The 16855-nt window shown below is 36.6% G+C and carries 16 protein-coding genes and 1 pseudogene; 1 reads left to right on the forward strand and 16 read right to left on the reverse strand.

What is annotated here, in order from left to right; genetic code table 11:
* The 14 genes and pseudogenes from CLLU_RS18940 to CLLU_RS06495 all read right to left on the reverse strand — a co-directional run.
* Positions 1 to 209 (reverse strand): annotated as a pseudogene (locus CLLU_RS18940) (hypothetical protein); the annotation flags it as partial.
* 28 nt (positions 210 to 237) lie between these two features.
* Positions 238 to 1371, reverse strand: coding sequence for a glycosyltransferase family 4 protein (locus CLLU_RS06435; RefSeq protein WP_158255889.1), 1134 nt, complete (start codon positions 1369 to 1371; stop codon positions 238 to 240).
* A gap of 13 nt (positions 1372 to 1384) precedes the next feature.
* A complete protein-coding gene (locus CLLU_RS06440; protein WP_106008769.1) occupies positions 1385 to 2470 on the reverse strand; it encodes a mannose-1-phosphate guanylyltransferase in 1086 nt (361 codons plus the stop codon).
* Between the two features lie 62 nt (positions 2471 to 2532).
* Positions 2533 to 3180, reverse strand: coding sequence for a sugar transferase (locus CLLU_RS06445; protein ID WP_106008853.1), 648 nt, complete (start codon positions 3178 to 3180; stop codon positions 2533 to 2535).
* A gap of 599 nt (positions 3181 to 3779) precedes the next feature.
* The gene (locus CLLU_RS06450) at positions 3780 to 4427 is read right to left on the reverse strand and encodes a sigma-70 family RNA polymerase sigma factor (RefSeq protein ID WP_106008771.1); all 648 of its coding nucleotides are present in this window, start codon (positions 4425 to 4427) and stop codon (positions 3780 to 3782) included.
* A gap of 243 nt (positions 4428 to 4670) precedes the next feature.
* Positions 4671 to 4889, reverse strand: a complete 219-nt coding sequence (locus tag CLLU_RS06455; RefSeq protein WP_106008772.1) for a DUF2922 domain-containing protein — start codon at positions 4887 to 4889, stop codon at positions 4671 to 4673.
* An 87-nt stretch (positions 4890 to 4976) separates the two neighbouring features.
* Positions 4977 to 5201 carry a DUF1659 domain-containing protein gene (locus CLLU_RS06460; RefSeq protein ID WP_106008774.1) on the reverse strand — a complete coding sequence of 75 codons (225 nt, stop codon included), beginning with the start codon at positions 5199 to 5201 and terminating at the stop codon, positions 4977 to 4979.
* 115 nt (positions 5202 to 5316) lie between these two features.
* Entirely contained in the window at positions 5317 to 6039 is a 723-nt protein-coding gene (locus tag CLLU_RS06465; protein WP_207655951.1) for a CpsD/CapB family tyrosine-protein kinase, read from the reverse strand.
* Positions 6040 to 6070: 31 nt separating this feature from the next.
* Positions 6071 to 6838, reverse strand: coding sequence for a tyrosine-protein phosphatase (locus tag CLLU_RS06470; protein WP_106008777.1), 768 nt, complete (start codon positions 6836 to 6838; stop codon positions 6071 to 6073).
* A gap of 33 nt (positions 6839 to 6871) precedes the next feature.
* On the reverse strand, positions 6872 to 7555 hold the full coding sequence (locus CLLU_RS06475; protein WP_106008779.1) for a YveK family protein: 684 nt from the start codon (positions 7553 to 7555) through the stop codon (positions 6872 to 6874).
* A gap of 68 nt (positions 7556 to 7623) precedes the next feature.
* Entirely contained in the window at positions 7624 to 8652 is a 1029-nt protein-coding gene (locus tag CLLU_RS06480) for a DUF2140 domain-containing protein (protein WP_106008780.1), read from the reverse strand.
* A 186-nt stretch (positions 8653 to 8838) separates the two neighbouring features.
* The gene (locus CLLU_RS06485; RefSeq protein ID WP_106008782.1) at positions 8839 to 10173 is read right to left on the reverse strand and encodes a cell wall-binding repeat-containing protein; all 1335 of its coding nucleotides are present in this window, start codon (positions 10171 to 10173) and stop codon (positions 8839 to 8841) included.
* Between the two features lie 151 nt (positions 10174 to 10324).
* Positions 10325 to 12046: a cell wall-binding repeat-containing protein gene (locus CLLU_RS06490; protein WP_158255890.1), complete on the reverse strand. Its 1722-nt coding sequence runs from the start codon at positions 12044 to 12046 to the stop codon at positions 10325 to 10327.
* A gap of 252 nt (positions 12047 to 12298) precedes the next feature.
* Positions 12299 to 13171 carry an SLAP domain-containing protein gene (locus CLLU_RS06495; protein WP_106008786.1) on the reverse strand — a complete coding sequence of 291 codons (873 nt, stop codon included), beginning with the start codon at positions 13169 to 13171 and terminating at the stop codon, positions 12299 to 12301.
* A 185-nt stretch (positions 13172 to 13356) separates the two neighbouring features.
* Between CLLU_RS06495 and CLLU_RS06500 the strand changes: the two genes are divergently transcribed.
* Complete coding sequence (locus CLLU_RS06500; protein ID WP_242977503.1) at positions 13357 to 15111, forward strand: WG repeat-containing protein; 1755 nt, start codon at positions 13357 to 13359, stop codon at positions 15109 to 15111.
* 49 nt (positions 15112 to 15160) lie between these two features.
* Here CLLU_RS06500 and CLLU_RS06505 read toward each other — a convergent pair whose 3' ends face one another.
* Both CLLU_RS06505 and CLLU_RS06510 read right to left on the reverse strand, forming a co-directional pair.
* Positions 15161 to 15559, reverse strand: coding sequence for a hypothetical protein (locus CLLU_RS06505; protein ID WP_106008788.1), 399 nt, complete (start codon positions 15557 to 15559; stop codon positions 15161 to 15163).
* Between the two features lie 122 nt (positions 15560 to 15681).
* A complete protein-coding gene (locus CLLU_RS06510) occupies positions 15682 to 16845 on the reverse strand; it encodes a TolC family protein (protein WP_106008789.1) in 1164 nt (387 codons plus the stop codon).
* Positions 16846 to 16855: the final 10 nt, after the last annotated feature.

A 16855-nucleotide genomic window follows, 5' to 3' on the forward strand; every position in this document is an offset into this window, starting at 1 on the left:
ATATAACTTTTTTTTCTCATATATGCATGTATTTCAACACAAACTTTATTTAATTTATTTATATCTACATTTTCATTTTGATTTACCAAAGTATATAGGAAAATATTATTCTTGTTTAACTTTAGCTGTTTTAACCTTTCCCATGTATATATTCTTCCTCCAGAATTAGGTGGATAAGGTAACTCCGCAGAAATAAAAATTATATTCAATGAAAACACCCACATTCTATTAACATATTTAAACATTTATTAATTCCAAATATAATTTTTCATGTTCTCTAGCTACTCTTTCAGCATTAAATTTTTCATTCGCACTCTTATATCCATTATTTACTAATTTATCCTTTAACTTGTTATTAGTTTTAATTTTAATGATAGCATCACAAAATCCATCTATATCTCCGTAATTAATTAATAATCCATTATAATTGTTCTTTACTACATCATGAATTCCACCAGAATTAAAAGCTACCACTGGTTTTTTAGATGCCATATATTCTGCTAAAACAAGTCCAAATCCTTCCCATTTTGACGTCAATATACCAACATCAAATAAAGATATATATTTAGGTACTTCATCAGTCCAACCTGTTATCAACAAATTATTTCTTAATCCATATTTACAAATTAATTGTTCAACTTTATCTCTTAATTCACCACCTCCAACTAATATAAAATAACAACAATCCAATTTTTTTTTCAAACTATTAGCTATTTGAATAAAGCTTTCGGGGGACTTTTGTGCTGATATTCTACCTACCATTCCAACAACAAATGCATTAAATGGTATATTTAATTCACTTTTTATCTTTTTGATATTATATTTAATTTTATATCTTCTTAAATCTATACCATTATATATAACTTCGGTATATTTTTTCGGTTTTATATTATACTTTAATTGGTTGCTCTTTTCATGATCAGATATATTAACTATCACATCTGTAAAATTCGCCAACATTTTTTCCACATATGCATATATTAATTTTTTTTTATTACTCACGTCCATATCAAAAGCCCAACCATGTGCATTATATACAACAGGTATACTTAAAAACATAGATGCTATTCTTCCTAACGCTCCCGCCTTGCTACTATGTAAATGAATAATATCCGGATTAACTTTTTTTATGTATCTTCTTATCGCTATAATGGACTTTAAATCCAGATTAGGGGAAATTTCTCTTACCATAACAATTGTATCTAATTTACATCCAATTTCTTCAAAATTTTTTCTTTCCTCTTCATATTCTTTGGATGCTAATAAATAAAACTCAAATTTCTCCGTATCCATATATTTAATAAGCATTTTCAAATATTCTAAAACTCCACCATTTGACTGAGCTATATGTAATATTCTGATTTTCTTCATAGATTCCATCCCACTAATGTTTATTTATTCTTATTTTTATCTCTTTAATCCTTTCAATATCCTCTTTTTTCCCCACAAAAATGATATCATCACTTTCCACTACGAAGACATCATCAAGTCCTACCACTACAATTGGTTTGTCCTTGGAATACACAATATTATTGCTGCTTTCAAGACTTTTTATATCACCTATACATATATTGTTGTCTTGATCCTTTTCCCTGTATCTTTCAACTGCATACCAGGTTCCTATATCGTCCCATCCAAAATCAGATGGAACCACATATATGTTCTCAGCTCTTTCCATTATACCGTAATCTACAGAAATATTATCTACCTGAGGATACTTTTTTTCAAGCAGGCTGCTGAAATTTTCATTTTTTTCTTCAAATACACCTTTTAAAATACTGTATGTATTATTCAAATATCTTTCTGTAAGCTTCAATATAGTACTGCATTTCCATATAAACATTCCGCCGTTCCAAAGAAAATTTCCTCCCTGTACATATCTCTTTGCAGTATCTGCATCCGGTTTTTCTACAAATCTTTCAACCTTGAAAGTACTAAAATCTTCCTCTGTAACCGCGGCCTCATCATCAATTGTAGATTGTGAATTATATACTGAGAATTGGATATATCCATATCCTGTTTCGGGCCTGTCAGGTTTTATTCCCAGTGTAACTATCCCATCACTACTGTTTATTATAAAATCATATCCAAAAGCTATGGTACTTCTAAATCTATTCTCGTCTACTATCAGATGATCTGAAGGAAGCACCACAATAGCTGCATCATTATACTGCCTCTTTATATAAAAAGCTGAAAGTGTTATGCAGGGCGCCGTATTTCTTCCCACAGGTTCCACTATTATGTTGCTTTGCGGCAAATTGGGAAGCTGATCTTTTACAAGTTCCACATACCTCTTCCCGGTCACCACAAATATTCTGTCCGCAGGTATAAGCGGCATAAGCCTTTCCACAGTCATCTGAATCATGGTTTTCTCGCCTAAAAGTCTTAAAAACTGTTTTGGTTTTTCATCTGTGGAAAGAGGCCAGAATCTCTCGCCTTTTCCACCTGCCATTATAAGTGCACACAGCATATCAATAACCATCCTGTCTATATATTTTAAAACATCTCTTCAAAAATCTACTATAATAAATATTATTCAGCTCCGTCATCACCAAAAAACACTTTAAAGGTTTGAAATATAAGTTTTAAGTCAACTATTGTGCTCCTGTCTTCTATGTATTTTAAGTCTAATTTCATCCAGCCATCAAAATCAATATTGCTTCTTCCCATCACCTGCCAGTAGCAGGTAAGCCCTGGTTTAACCAGTAATTTTATCCTCTGGTGCCTCGTGAATTTTACAACCTCCCTTGGAAGATTAGGTCTTGGACCTACAAGTGACATCTCGCCTTTGATCACGTTGAACAGCTGAGGAAGCTCATCAATACTCGTTTTTCTGATAAACCTTCCTATTCTTGTGACACGCGGGTCCTCTTTAATTTTAAACATGGGACCTGTCATTTCATTTCTATCTCTTAGCTTGTCCAAAAGATCTTCTGCATCATCCACCATAGACCTGAACTTATACATCTTGAAGGGCTTTCCATTTAACCCAACTCTTATCTGTGAAAATATTGCAGGACCTCTTGAATCCAGCTTAATTGCAACTGCCACTACAAGCATAACAGGTGATAATACAATAATTCCAATTGCTGAAAACAATATGTCCACTGCTCTTTTAAGAAAATAATAGCCAGTAGTTTTTGCATAATCATTTTTGCTTTCATTTTCCACTACTGGCATATCAATAATTCTATCTTCCAATTCCGTCACTATGCTTCCCCCTCATACCAACAAAATTCACACAAATGTAACAAATGTTATTTCCATTATAACACCGTACTAATCGGTAGACAACCCTCAGGTCTTGTCTATTTGTACAATTTTGCTCTTGAAAACGTTATTATATTTTTTTAAATATCAAATTCATTTTTATTAAAAATTTGTTCATTTATTATCACTCAATATGAGCATTTATTATATTTTTCGCCACAAATTTTGTTTTTACATTTTTCTCTTTTTTTAACTTTTAATATAAATTTACATAAAATAATCAGTCTGGTATCCCTAAAATTATATGCACACACTGGATTAGCTGAATATTCTCCACAGCTCAACATTTTTAAATTCCTATATGCAATTTTACCTCTTGAAATATTATCGTATCCAGAGATAATAATTTTACCGGGATTAAAATAAGTTCAAATTTTATTAACTATTTCCTGTGCAATATAGACCTTTGTCATATTTCTCCTGTCTGGACATGGATTTATGTAAAAAGCCAATCCAATACTTCCAAAATTACATGGACACATTGGATTGGCTGAATATCCTATATTGTATCATGGGGAATCCATGATATTTCTCAAATGATCTAATGCTCTTTTTTTTCTGACCGCTGCTGTCCTATAGGACATGTTCTGCTTTGCTGCATATTCCTTTAGACCTCTTTCCCATATATAATACCAGATTATTATATACCTTTCCTTTTTTGAAAGTTTTCCTAAAGCTCTCCACAATTTAGTACTCTGCTGTCTCTTTATAAACTCTTCTTCGATGTCTTCTTCTGACTCTATCATGTCTATGAGCTGTCCGCCCATATCATTTACACTGTAGAGGCTGCAGGAGCCGTATTTTTTTACACTGCCCCTTATTCTGCTGTAAAAATTTTTTTTGATGGCAGCTGCAGCATAGGCGGGAAAGTGGTATTTGGATTTCATATCATACTTGTAAATGGCTTTTATAAGGGAAAGCCTTCCCTCCTGTATCACGTCCTCTATGGTGTATCCCTCTATATAAAAGGATACAGCCAGATTTACAATCATTCCGTCAAATCTTCTGCAGATTTCACCTATGGCCCTTTTGTTCTTGCTCTTGGCCTTTGTAAGAAGTTGTTCAAGATTGATTTTCTCCAGTAAAGGGTCATTTGCATCAATAGTCCTTTGTGGATGCTTGTCCACAATGTGTTCGGGTTTGAATTCATATTTCATATCCTTCTCTCCCTGTAATTTCAAATTCATCCCAATGCAGTATCAAGTGATTTTCAGATTCAGCTGAGATTTTATACATTAGGATAAATTTGGCTGTTACATTCAAGTATATATTTCCTGTCTTAAATATTTTATTATAAATTCAGAATTTCGTGCCTTTTTGCCATATTTTTCATCAGATATGAGATGAAAAGAGGCGGTTCTGAATAAGCACCCCGCATAATCCAAACCCGCCTTTAATCATTATTTGACTTCAAGCTCCTCAACAGAAGTGTCCTGTACATGAGCAGAATCTATGGCTTTCAAGTCTCCATTTTTGGTAGTGAATATATTCTTTGCAATAATCGTCTCCATGGCAGTCTTCACTTCCAAATCCGTTATATCCTCTTTTACATTTGAAATTCTCACAGAGGACTTTTTGCCTTCTTCAGTTAAAAAATTCATAATCAATGACTTTGACATATTGTCACCCCCTTATTTAATTGACAATTTACGATTGAAAATTCACGATTCATAATTAACAATTGTTCACTGTACATTGTTAATTGTCTAAGCGTTTGTTATGCCGCTTTGATCCTGTTTTACCAGCTCATCCAGAGTCTTTCCAAGAAGCTTTTCTATTTCCAAAGCAACATCGTAGATGTCCTGGACAGCAGCATCTATTTTTACATTTGAAAAAGTCTGCCTTTTGATTATCTCTTTTCCATTTTCATCGAGGCCATCTTTATATTTCAATATAACCGAAGTCTGCAGAAGTGTTTCCTTTGCTGCCATATCAATCATCCCCTTTCATATAATATATATGCAGTTTTTGAAAAATAGGCAGGATTTTTGTAAAAAAATAAAGGCATAAAGATCAATTATATTGAAATCTTTACACCTTCCGCATTTATTTTCTTTTTTTCTTCTTTTTTCGTATCCTGCTGCCGTCATTTCCATAATAATAGTGGTAGTAGTAACCATAATATCCTTTTTCCTTTATCTCAAGCTTGTTCAAGACAGCTCCCAGTATATTGGCACCTACCTTTGTCAGAAGATCTCTGGCCTTTACAGCTGCTTCCTTTTCCACCTGAGAAGACGATACCACCAGAAGACAGCCGTCCACATAACGGGACAAAAGCTGGGCATCCGTCACCGCCACTACAGGCGGGGTATCCAATATTATATACTCATATTTCTCCTTCAGCTGCTGCAAAAAATTTTCCATCTTCTTGGAACCCAGAAGCTCCGCCGGATTGGGAGGCCTTATGCCGGAGGTCAAAAGATCCAGATTTTCAACTGCATTCTGTTTGACTGCATCTTCAAAACTTACCTTTCCCGCCAGCACATTTGAAAGTCCGCTTTCATTGGACGTCAGGAATATCTTGTGCAGATTGGGTTTCCTCTGGTCGCAATCCACAAGTATGGTTTTAGCACCTGTTTCAGCCATAACCACCGCCAGATTGGCAGAGGTAGTTGATTTTCCTTCTCCCGGACCTGAGCTGGTGAGCATTATAGACTGTATCTTTTTATCAAAAGAAGAAAACTGAATATTTGTTCTCAAGGTCCTGTAGGCTTCTGCAATAGGATCTTTAGGATTTCTCACAGTGACAATATGTAACTTTTCCATCATCTTCACTCCATCTGTATCTCAAATCTTATTACTATGTTCTAAAAAAGTTGAAAATTCCCTTTTTCTCTTTTATTCTCTCGCTTACCGGATCTATAAGCTGATTTTTCAATAATCTGTCACAATTTTTTTCCATGTACAGGGGCATATTGTGATTGATTTCAGAAGCTGTTTCAAGTGCACTGCTGATACCCGGACATCTTCCTCCGGTAGAATGGGCATCCGATGCTATAAAACTGCATATTCCATTCTTTATTAAAATTCTGGCAGTGTTTCTCACTTTCTTCCCGAACATGCCCATTATGCTTCCTGTATTTACCTGAATAAGACATTTTTCATTCAGAAATTCATTTATTTTAGATGGCTTATCCATAATGTATCTGTATCTTTCAGGGTGAGCCAGAATTGGATGTATTCCCCTGATTTCAAGTTCATATATTATATCCAGGGCATCCCTTGGCATATCCATCATGGGAAGCTCTACCAGCATATAATCCGTACCGCCAATACAGCCTATTTCACCTTTCTTGTAATCCTCAAGGCTGCGATGGTCAAGCATTACCTCCTGGCCTGGAATAATATCCAAATTTATGCTTTCTTCCCGGGCCCTGGTTTTCACCTTTTCCACAAGCTTTTTTATGTCCTCATATCTGTTTTCATAATAGCCTCTGTAAAAATGAGAGGTTGCTATTATGGTTTTTACATCATCTGCTTCCGTAAGCTTGAGCATTTCCACAGTCTGCTCCATGGACTTTGAACCATCATCTATGCCAGGAAGTATGTGACTGTGTATGTCCAGCATAAATATCACCACCCTTGTTCAATTGTGAATTGATTAAGCTTCCCCTTTTGGTATTATCCCGAGCACCGGAATTCCAAGCTGTTTGTTTATATCTGCCTCGGTTTTTATAGTATTGTCCATATATTCAAGCACAAATGAAAATCCCACAGAAGCTAAAAGGCTTATAAAAAACGCAATGGCTATATTGAGCATTTTCTTGGGTTTTACCGGTTTATCCGGAAACTGTGGTTTGTCCATCACGTTTATATCTCCGCCTGTGGGAAATACCCTCTTTGATTCAGCTATAAAAGAACTGCTCACCGCATCCACCATCTTCACAGCTTCAGAAGGGTCACCACTCTCCCCGGTTATCTGCAAAATCTGGGTTCCCTGCTGGGGTGTTACGGAAACCACCTTTTTAAGTTTTTCCGGACTCAGGGCTCCACCTAATTTATTGGAGGCATTCTGCATGACAAGGTTTGAACCTGCAATCTGTGCATATGTCTTTATCAGGTTCTGGTACATCATAACGTCGTTGTACTGGGGATTGCTTTTCCCATTTTCCGTAAGCTTGCCTATTATTATGGTAGTACTTGCCTCATAGGTGGGCTTTACTACAAAAAAACTCAATAATCCAGACACCAAAGTACATGTTACAACTACAAGTATTATAAGCTTTATTCTCTTTTTCAATATATTATAAAAGTCTCTAAGATCCAGTGTCGTTTCTTCTTCCACTTAGCTATTCCCTCCTAAGATTTAGTAATCATTTTACAGCCAGACCTGCACATCCTGTCAAGTCTTCTCTATTTCCCAATCATATTGTAGAGTATACTTGCAGAAGATGTATCCACATTTGCAAATACTGCGGCCTTAAGCTGCAGCTTCTCATTTTGCGAAAGTTTCCCGTACATGGCTCTTACACCACTCTCTGCCGAATAGGGATTATATGATGGATCCTTCATGCTTCCCACCACGGATATCATCTGGGATATGACTGCTTTTTGGCCTGATGTACTCACAGAACCTGAAGCCGAATTCAATCCGCTTATGACCTGGTCGAGTGCCTGCTGCTTTTCAGTTGAAGCAGCAGTACTGCCTCCTGAAGTGCTGGAATTTGTCCCATTGTCTTGCTGAGTTTTTCCAGCTTCACCATTAGTTTTCGTGGATATCTCCGAATTCTTTAGATCGGAATAATCCTTTACCATATTTTTTATAGAATCAAATTTTCCCTTCAATATATCTTCAATATTGATTTTTCTCTTCTCCAGTGTAACCAGAAGTCTGTCATTTTTAACGTCAAGGGCAGTGATTCCCACCGGAAATCCCTCTGTATTTATCACTATGGAATTCTGCTCAACAGCTGTCTTGTCTTTAAGTCTGCCGGACAGTTTCTTAAATACATAGGATTTAGGCAGTGTGATTTTTCCCACTTTAAAATAATCAGGAGTATATTTTATTTTACCGCTTTCTTTGGAAATACTTCCTTCTGATGTAACAAGTACATTGAACCCCTTATAAGCAGCAGGCACATAAAATTTCATATTGCTGCCGTCAAAGTCTGCCTCTGCTGCTTTTATGGTAATGCTGCCGCTTTTGTATTCTTTAGAATACAGGGATATAACCTGATTCACTTCGTCCTTTGTGAGCTGGGCAGTTCCTCCCGTGTCCTGGGCTTTTATTATTTTACCAAGCAGTTCTGCTGAAAATTTATATTCAGGTACAGTATAGGATGACTGCCAGAAAACAAGCTTCCCAAAAATTGCTGCCGCCAGAATCAAAACAACAATTACAATTAAAGGTATCAATTTTTTTCTCTTCTTTGAATTTTCCATATACGTTCTCCCAAAATTTAATATATTTATATTTGCCGACCATCTACATGCAATTACAATTTAAATCCGGAAAAATAAAGCCAGTTAAAAAACTATAAGCTATCCAGAAATATATTATTTATTATAACATATCTTAGGATAACTTATATGTAAATTTAAAATTAATAACAAATTCAATATCTTCCACTAAAGCCCAAATTTGTCTTTAAGAGTATACCCCTCCGAAATGGTGACTCCGGAATTAATTATGGCAGTTTGGAAAGCAGCTTTTTCTTCACTTGAAAGGCTGTTGTAAAGAGCCTCTATGCCGGGTGCATCCTGCTTGTAATCATAATTTTCATCGGCAACATATTTTCCCATGGAAGTTATTGTATCAGATATTATCTCCTTTTGGGTATTGTTTAAAGATGAATTATCTGAAATATCTATAGTTTTGAGCTTTCCCAGAACTGAATTGAAAACATCATAGTCGGACTGTGATCCACCGCTTCCACCAGATCCAGAATTTCCTCCATTTCCAGTTAGCAAATCCTGAAGTGAACTTACAATGCTCTCAGGAACTGCTGCAGTTCCTCCTATGGCAGTGACTTTGACAGTCTCTGCAGCATTTGACTTTAGGAAATTCTCTATACCGATGTTTACGGAATTATAGGTCAGAATTACCGGTGAAGCTGTTTTTGCAGCCAGTGCAGAAGCCGAAAGCGCGTCTGCAAATTCATTTCCCGTAGGGCCGTCTGCCTGAACCACATATATATTATTGTCAAATTTAATTTTGTCCTTGAAATAGGTAAGTACATTCAAGTTGGTATCGAACCTGTTTTGTCCGCTGACTCTTTCAGCAGAGGGAAGCTGTGCAAGCACATTGTCACTTATGACTCCGCTTCCGCCTATTACGTAGGAACTTTCTATGGAAGTCTTGTTTGCATCTATATAATTTTTCACTGCGTCCGGCAGGGAACCAGCTCCTGTCAAAAGTATGGGCATATTTTCACTGGCAGCTACAGGTGCTATGGAAAGAGAATCTGCAAAGCCATAGGCAGAGGTCACCACTGCACTTGTGAAAGGCTTCAGTGCTTCCGCCACTTTTACGGAAGTTTCAAACCTATCCTGTCCACCTATTCTCTCGGTGACAAGTCCCATTCCCTTGAGTTCATTTTCTATATCCGCCGATATGGATGCCGTTCCCCCTATTTCTATTACATGTTTTGCCTTTAGCCTTGTTATCTCGTTTTTGGTATTCACATCGAGAGTCTTGCTGGCAGTCAAAAGTATGGGAGCGGAATATTTTTTTGCCAGAGGTGCAGCACACAGGGCATCCGGATAGTTCTCTCCGCTGGCAAGCACTACATATTCCGAAGTATCCCATCCATCCTGAGATACCTTCGCGGATGTCTCATATCTGTCCTGACCTCCCAGTCTGGGCACTGCTGCCGAGGCTTTTTCAGGCAGTACAATACCTGCTGAGGAAGCCAGAAATATTCCAAGAATCAGTTTTGAAAATATCTTATTTCCCTTTATCATAAAAACACCTTCCTTTCTTATTCAATTCACAATTGATAATTGTGGAGGATTTTCTGCAATGTATTTTGAATTTTATACTTTGCTCTTTATTAAGAGAACCCAGGGGATTGGCCTGAGTTCTCTGTCTTAATGTTTAAATTCTATTCTGCTTTTATTTTTGTACTGTAACTACAAAATACTCATTAGTATTTGTATATATTCTATATGTTCCAAGTGGACTATCTGAACTTAAAATTGAATCAACATTATCTGCTCTTGAATCATTACTATTATATAAAGTTACACCATCCTGATCAACCCTATTTACCTTCCACTGTGTATCCTTAAGGGTAAATTCCGGGGAAGGCTGATTTAAATCAATAGAGCCCTTTACTGCGGAATTCAAGCTTGAAACAAATGCCTGATAATCATCATAGGTGATAGTACCACTCTTTATTTTTTCAGCAATAGCTTGCGAGTCTATAGTACCATCCTCTTCAATATATTTTGAGAATTTAGACTCATCACCTTTGGCCTTTTCCTGTACTAAATAATCTTTGAATGTTTTTCCATCAATAGTAACTGATTTCGAATGTTCATTTGCCAAATCATATGCTGTTTCCACTCTACTCTTTATTGTATCCAAATCAGCATTATCTGAATTATCAAATAAGGTCTCATAATCAACTACTCTATTCTTATACTCATCTGTTACAGTTAAAATTATTTTTCCATCTTTCGCCACATCATTCACATTAAAATATTTACTTAAATTTGGATTATTATTTACAACTTCTTTAATTTTAGGTCCATAGTATTTAGCTACATCTGATGTAATATTTTTATAAGTAGTACTTCCACCACCACCGCCGCCTGTGGATGCTTTGCCAAAGGCGTCTTTGATCTCGTCAGCCAGTGAATCGGATATGTTGCCTGTTCCGCCCAGTATTGTAAGTGTACTGTTCTTAGGTACATTTTCATCAAGAAAATCTGTTGTAGCGGAGCTAAGTGATAATCCAGTTATTATGAGAGGATTCTTGTTCTTGGCAGCCAGTGCACCGCCTGTCAGTGCATCTGCAAATTCATTGCCTACAGGACCGTTGCCCAGTGCAGCATATACATTTCCAAAACCGAAGTCGGACTTGAATTCTTTAAGTACGGCTATATTGGTCTCATATCTGTCTGCTCCTCCCAGTCTCGTTGGAGATGGAAGCGAATCTTTGACGGAATCACTTACAGAACCGGTTTCTCCTATTACATAAGTTGCAGTTATATTTGAATTTGCTTTAAGGTAATTTGTTTCAGCATCAGGAAGAGTGTTCTGTGTTGTCAACAGTATTGGTATTCCGTTTATAGCTGCAGCAGGACCTGCGGACAGTGCATCTGCATAACCTTCCCCGCTTGCTACAACTGCTTTTGTAGGTTTAGTACCCAGAGCATCGGCTATTTTCACAGAAGTTTCATACCTGTCTTGTCCACCTAATCTTTGAACATCAGAAACCTGAGCCTTTATTTCATCTACAACGCTGTCTGGAACCACACCTGTGCCTCCAACTACAATTACATGCTCCACCTTCAAATTCTTAAGCTGATCCAATACATTCTGATTCAAGCTGTTTCCATAAGTCAGAAGTATAGGTGCATTTTTAGCTTTTGCAAGTGGTGTTGCACAGAGTGCATCTGCATAACCTTCTCCATTTGCCACTATTGCATAACTTGAAGAAGTCCAGCCTGCATCTGCAACTTTTGCAGCTGTCTCATACCTGTCAGCCCCTCCAATTCGGGTTACATTACTGGATGAATCAGCTTTCACAGTTGCCGGAAGTGTCGTACCTGCAATCAGCAAAGTTGCCACGCTGCAAGCCGACAATACCTTTTTACTATTTTTTTGCATATGTATTCCCTCCATTCATGTTTAATAAAGCCTTAACCATAGACAAACATCATATTCCATTTACAATATTAGTGTTAACAAATTTGACATATCTATATTATACTACTAAAATAATTATTTTCCAATAGCATATAGGCTCCTTTACTACTTAGTATTCGTCTACATTTCAATTTTTTTTAGACCTTATCCGAAATTTATAAAAAACTATGAAATAAACTTTGCTTTCAAAGCAATTTCATAGTTTTATAATAATTACAATTTTTTTATATTTTTGCCGCCGTTTATGTTTACCAGCTTGTAAATTACCGACCAGCCCTCCAGGCTCTGATCATTTTCGGGATGAACATCTGTGGGAAATGCAAAATTACATAATCTAGCTCTATAAGGGCTCACTGTGAAATTCTTCATGATAAAATTCTGGGATTTTACCGCACGTTTGTTTTTGTCAAGCACGGTCATAGGCATCTTGCTGATGGTAATAGGCTTGTTTGTGGCATTTCTCATAACTGTTGTTACAAGAATATTGCCGTTTTTCTGAAGTCCTATGCTGAAGGTGGATATACTGAACTCTCCCTCTTCCATTTCAGGAAGCTCGTCTAAAAATTTATCGAAAACAAGTTTGTCCTCAACAGATATTTTCTCAGGCAGTCCTTCATATCTGGGTCTCACTTTAGAAGTTACATTGAATTCTCCGTTTAAAACAATTTTCCAGTCATCTGCAGGTATTTTATCCACTTTAAAATTTTTCTTGTCAAAATAGAGTTTTACAGGTCTGGCAGAATGAGGTGGAAGTTTTCCCAGGGATGCCAGGTTAAAAGTCTGAGAAGCCAGCGTGTCCCCTTTTGAATTTACGATTAAAAAAGGTATCTTCTGCAGATTCAAATTAGTTGAAAGTCCATTTCTCACATAAACCTTGACCTCAACTTTATCTCCCATATCATAGGCATACACACCTGATACATTAAGCTGTCCTTCTTTTATTGGCGGAAGCTCCCTTATCTCATCTATAAAAATCTCTTTCTGCACATCCGAAATTACATTTTCCTCTTCATCTAAAAGTGAAAGAACAGTGGAAACATATCCTTCACCGTTGTTTTTCTTGTCCTGTTGTTTTTTCTTAACCATATTATACCTCCGAATTCTTTTAATAGCACAATCACCCACAATAAAACTATTGATTATCTTAACTAAATATATCATAAGGATTTTATAAAATCAAATACAATTCAGCCAAATTTAATCAATAGTCATAGTGATTGATTTCTATTAATGGTATAATAATCTAAAAAACTATAAAGGAGGAAGGTGTTTTGAAAAAATATCTCAGAAAATATGCTGGTTTCACCATGCTTCTTCTATTGTCTCTCTGTTTCACATTTACATGGAATCCATCAGATGCAAGAGCATCAGGCAACAATAATTACACAATTGTGGACTCACAGATAACTGCGGACAATATATATCCCTTTCAAAATGGACTTGCCAAATTTCGAAGCGGTAATTTCTACGGTCTTATGGATAAAAACGGTAAAATAAAAACAAATCCTGAATTTACTTCCATAGAATCTTTCAAAAATGGTTATGCAAAAATTTATAAGGGCACCAAAATCGGCTTTGCAGATGAGAATGGAAATATTGCAGTACAGCCCCAGTATGAAAATGCAGGAGATTTTTCAAAGGAAGGCCTGGCACCAATAAATTCAGATTCCAAATGGGGCTTTATAAATACCAGAGGAGATATTGTCATAAAGCCTGAATTTGACGCCGTATATGGTTCTCAGCAGGGCTTCATGAGAGTGAGAAAAGGAGGAAAATACGGCTTTGTAGACAGCAGGGGAAACATATTTTCAGATTGTAAATATGACAACGCATATGATTTTCAGGAGGGTTATGCAGCTGTAAAAATAAATAATTCCTGGGGACTCATAGATACAAATGGCAGTTTCAAATCATTCGATTTCGATGAAATAAAATCTCCTGTGCTGGGACTTGTTCCTGTGAAAACAGGGGACAAGTGGGGACTTTGTGACATGAGCGGAAAAATAGTTCTTGAACCCAAATACAAGGACATCTCCTATTTGAGTAAAAATCTTATAAAAGTCTCCAGCGGAGGTAAATACGGTGTTATTGACAAAAATGGCCGTTTGATTCTGAATTTGAGCTATGACAGCATCACACCCGCCAGCGGTGGCTTAAGTCAAATAGTTAAAAACGGCAAGTGCGGCATCATAGATGATTCCGGAAAAACAATTGTCAAACCTGAGCTTGACTGGATAGACAGCTATCATGAGGGAAAGGCCATTATAACCTCCCACGGAAGATATGGATTCATAAACACCAAGGGAGAAATAAAATACATGCCTGAATTTGATAAAATATATGCTTTCAGTGAGGGTCTTGCCAGAGTACAAAAGGGCAGCAAATGGGGCTTTATAAATGAAAATGGAGATACCATAATAGATACTGTATTTGATAATGCCTCAGATTTCAGCCAGGGTTATGCAGCAGTTAAAAAGAATACAGGTTCTGCAGGTATTGAAGATTCCGGTGATGCAGCTCTTATAAAAAAATATATAAAATGGGGATATATTGACAGACTGGGTTCCACTTTTATATCCTATGATTTTGACAGTGCCTCGCCTTTTGACGGTGATACCGCTCTGGTCCTACAGGACAATAAATGCAGCACCATAAAAATTTCAGACATAAAGTCAATGCAGAGTCTCAGTACCGCAGATCCATACAAAGTATGGAAAATAAAATTCAGCAAGCCAATTGATGACAAGGCAGTCAAAAATGAAGATGACGACACCGTGATAAATAATATAGATATGACCATGACAGACAATATCAAAGTTACAGACAAAAACGGAAAATACGTAGATGTTTCATTTTCCCTGGAGGCTCCAAATGTTATAACAATAAATCCTCCTTATGAAGGGTACGAAACCTCCCAGGATTATACCATAACCATACTCAGCAACAACAAATACAATATAAGGGATAAAGACGGAAATACCTTAAAACCTTCCATTATAGAGATACCATTTTCAATAGTCAATTGAATTTGAAAAAACTAAGAGTGAATAGCTAAAGGCTATTTCACTCTTAATTTTATTTTACAGTTATATTGGCTATGTTCTTGTTGTTTCTGACTGCCATCACATTGACCTGCATGTTTTTATATTTCTTTTTTAAATCATTTGCATATTTCTGTGCCAGATCCTTTGCTTCCTTATCACTTGTACCCTCTTTAATCACCATAGTTGCTATGGCCCTGTTGTTTTGAACATATACCTTTCCATTCAATATAGACTTTTCCTTTTTAAGCTTGGCAGTCTTGTCCGTATCCTCAGTAATTTTAAGTTTCTTTTCATTCTCGGAAGCCTGGGTGGTCTTTTTGGAATCACCATTTTGCTGTCCTGATTTATTCCAGAAAGAACAGGCTGAAAAAGATACAATGAGCATCATGATAACTACAGCAATTCCAAGTGATTTAATCTTCCCTCTCATCAAATTATCTCTCCTATATCATAACTAATTGATTGAATGGGGAAATTCCCTCAATCTACAGCTTATATTCTATCACACCTGATGAGATTTAACAGATGCCGCTTAAGTTATTCATAAAAAATTTACTTGGAAAGATTATATTGAAACTGTTCTGAAGCTATTCTGTAATTGTCCTGGGCATTTTTCAAACTTATCTTTTCACTTTGAAGGGCAAGTGCAGCAGAATCAAGATCCACTTCAGTGAGCACTCCTGCTTTAACCTTGACCGAAGTATTGTCATAATTCATCTGTGCATTTTCCACCTTGATATTTTCCGTATTCACCAAATCCTCACTGTTTTTCAAGGAATAATAGCTGTTCCACAAATTGGTCTTGAGATTTAATTGTGTATTGTAAAGACTGTTTTGAAGATTTTCTATGCTGAGGCCGGTATTTACTTCTCCTGTGGCATCGTTGTAAGAATACTGTTTGTATATATCCTGCTGAATCTTGAGTATGGCAATATTATTGGTTATTTTTTTCATATCATAGGAATTGTTCACTGCACCGTCGATTCTGGACTGAATATTACTGTCATCAAATTTAACAAATTCCTTGGATTCAGGCAAAACCAGGTTTACATCAGTATTCAAATCCAGGCCTATGGCCTGTTTTATATTGAGCTCACACTGCTGCAGCTGGGACCTGGGAGTATTAAGCGATGCTTCAAACTGGCTCTTTTGAACCTGAAGAGACTGGAGAGCATCATTTGTAAGCTGTCCCTGCTGTATTTTTGCATTTGTCTGTGCAATTTTCTTATCAACATTTGCTATCTGCGCATTTATGGTAGTTATCTGATCCTGGGCATTTATAGCATTTAGATACTGCTGTTCTGCTGAAAACTTCAAATTCTGAAGTGCATCATCCCTGTCATGCTTGGCATCCTGAATATTTTGTTCATCTTGTTTAGGAGTTACATCTACTGCAATTTTTACTGCTGCATACTGACCTGCAGGGAAATTAACAGGCTCTTTATCCGCATTCAGCATTGCATTCTGATGATCTCTGTCATACTGTCTCTGATAAAGAAGTATTTTCTGATCATCCATCTGAATTTCCACATTGTTTTTTTCTATACTTCCAAGCACTCCATCTAAAGTAAGAGATGTACCGCTGTCATTTGAAACATCAGCTGCCACAGCGGTATCAGCTGCACTCACAGCAGCTGTGGGAGTTTCTGCAAAACAAGTGCTGCCTGCAGTGAGTACCACGGCAAGTCCAACTAGGACACTTAATTTCTTTCTCATTTTTCTTCCT

The sequence above is a fragment of the Clostridium luticellarii genome, from assembly GCF_002995845.1.
In the GTDB taxonomy this organism is placed as follows: domain Bacteria; phylum Bacillota; class Clostridia; order Clostridiales; family Clostridiaceae; genus Clostridium_B; species Clostridium_B luticellarii.

Coding starts and splice junctions, on each gene's coding strand:
- CLLU_RS06435 (WP_158255889.1), bottom strand. CDS start 1,371: ATGAAGAAAATCAGAATATTACATATAGCTCAGTCAAATGGTGGAGTT.
- CLLU_RS06440 (WP_106008769.1), bottom strand. CDS start 2,470: ATGCTGTGTGCACTTATAATGGCAGGTGGAAAAGGCGAGAGATTCTGG.
- CLLU_RS06445 (WP_106008853.1), bottom strand. CDS start 3,180: ATGCCAGTAGTGGAAAATGAAAGCAAAAATGATTATGCAAAAACTACT.
- CLLU_RS06450 (WP_106008771.1), bottom strand. CDS start 4,427: ATGAAATATGAATTCAAACCCGAACACATTGTGGACAAGCATCCACAA.
- CLLU_RS06455 (WP_106008772.1), bottom strand. CDS start 4,889: ATGTCAAAGTCATTGATTATGAATTTTTTAACTGAAGAAGGCAAAAAG.
- CLLU_RS06460 (WP_106008774.1), bottom strand. CDS start 5,201: ATGGCAGCAAAGGAAACACTTCTGCAGACTTCGGTTATATTGAAATAT.
- CLLU_RS06465 (WP_207655951.1), bottom strand. CDS start 6,039: ATGATGGAAAAGTTACATATTGTCACTGTGAGAAATCCTAAAGATCCT.
- CLLU_RS06470 (WP_106008777.1), bottom strand. CDS start 6,838: ATGCTGGACATACACAGTCACATACTTCCTGGCATAGATGATGGTTCA.
- CLLU_RS06480 (WP_106008780.1), bottom strand. CDS start 8,652: ATGGAAAATTCAAAGAAGAGAAAAAAATTGATACCTTTAATTGTAATT.
- CLLU_RS06485 (WP_106008782.1), bottom strand. CDS start 10,173: ATGATAAAGGGAAATAAGATATTTTCAAAACTGATTCTTGGAATATTT.
- CLLU_RS06490 (WP_158255890.1), bottom strand. CDS start 12,046: ATGCAAAAAAATAGTAAAAAGGTATTGTCGGCTTGCAGCGTGGCAACT.
- CLLU_RS06495 (WP_106008786.1), bottom strand. CDS start 13,171: ATGGTTAAGAAAAAACAACAGGACAAGAAAAACAACGGTGAAGGATAT.
- CLLU_RS06505 (WP_106008788.1), bottom strand. CDS start 15,559: ATGAGAGGGAAGATTAAATCACTTGGAATTGCTGTAGTTATCATGATG.
- CLLU_RS06510 (WP_106008789.1), bottom strand. CDS start 16,845: ATGAGAAAGAAATTAAGTGTCCTAGTTGGACTTGCCGTGGTACTCACT.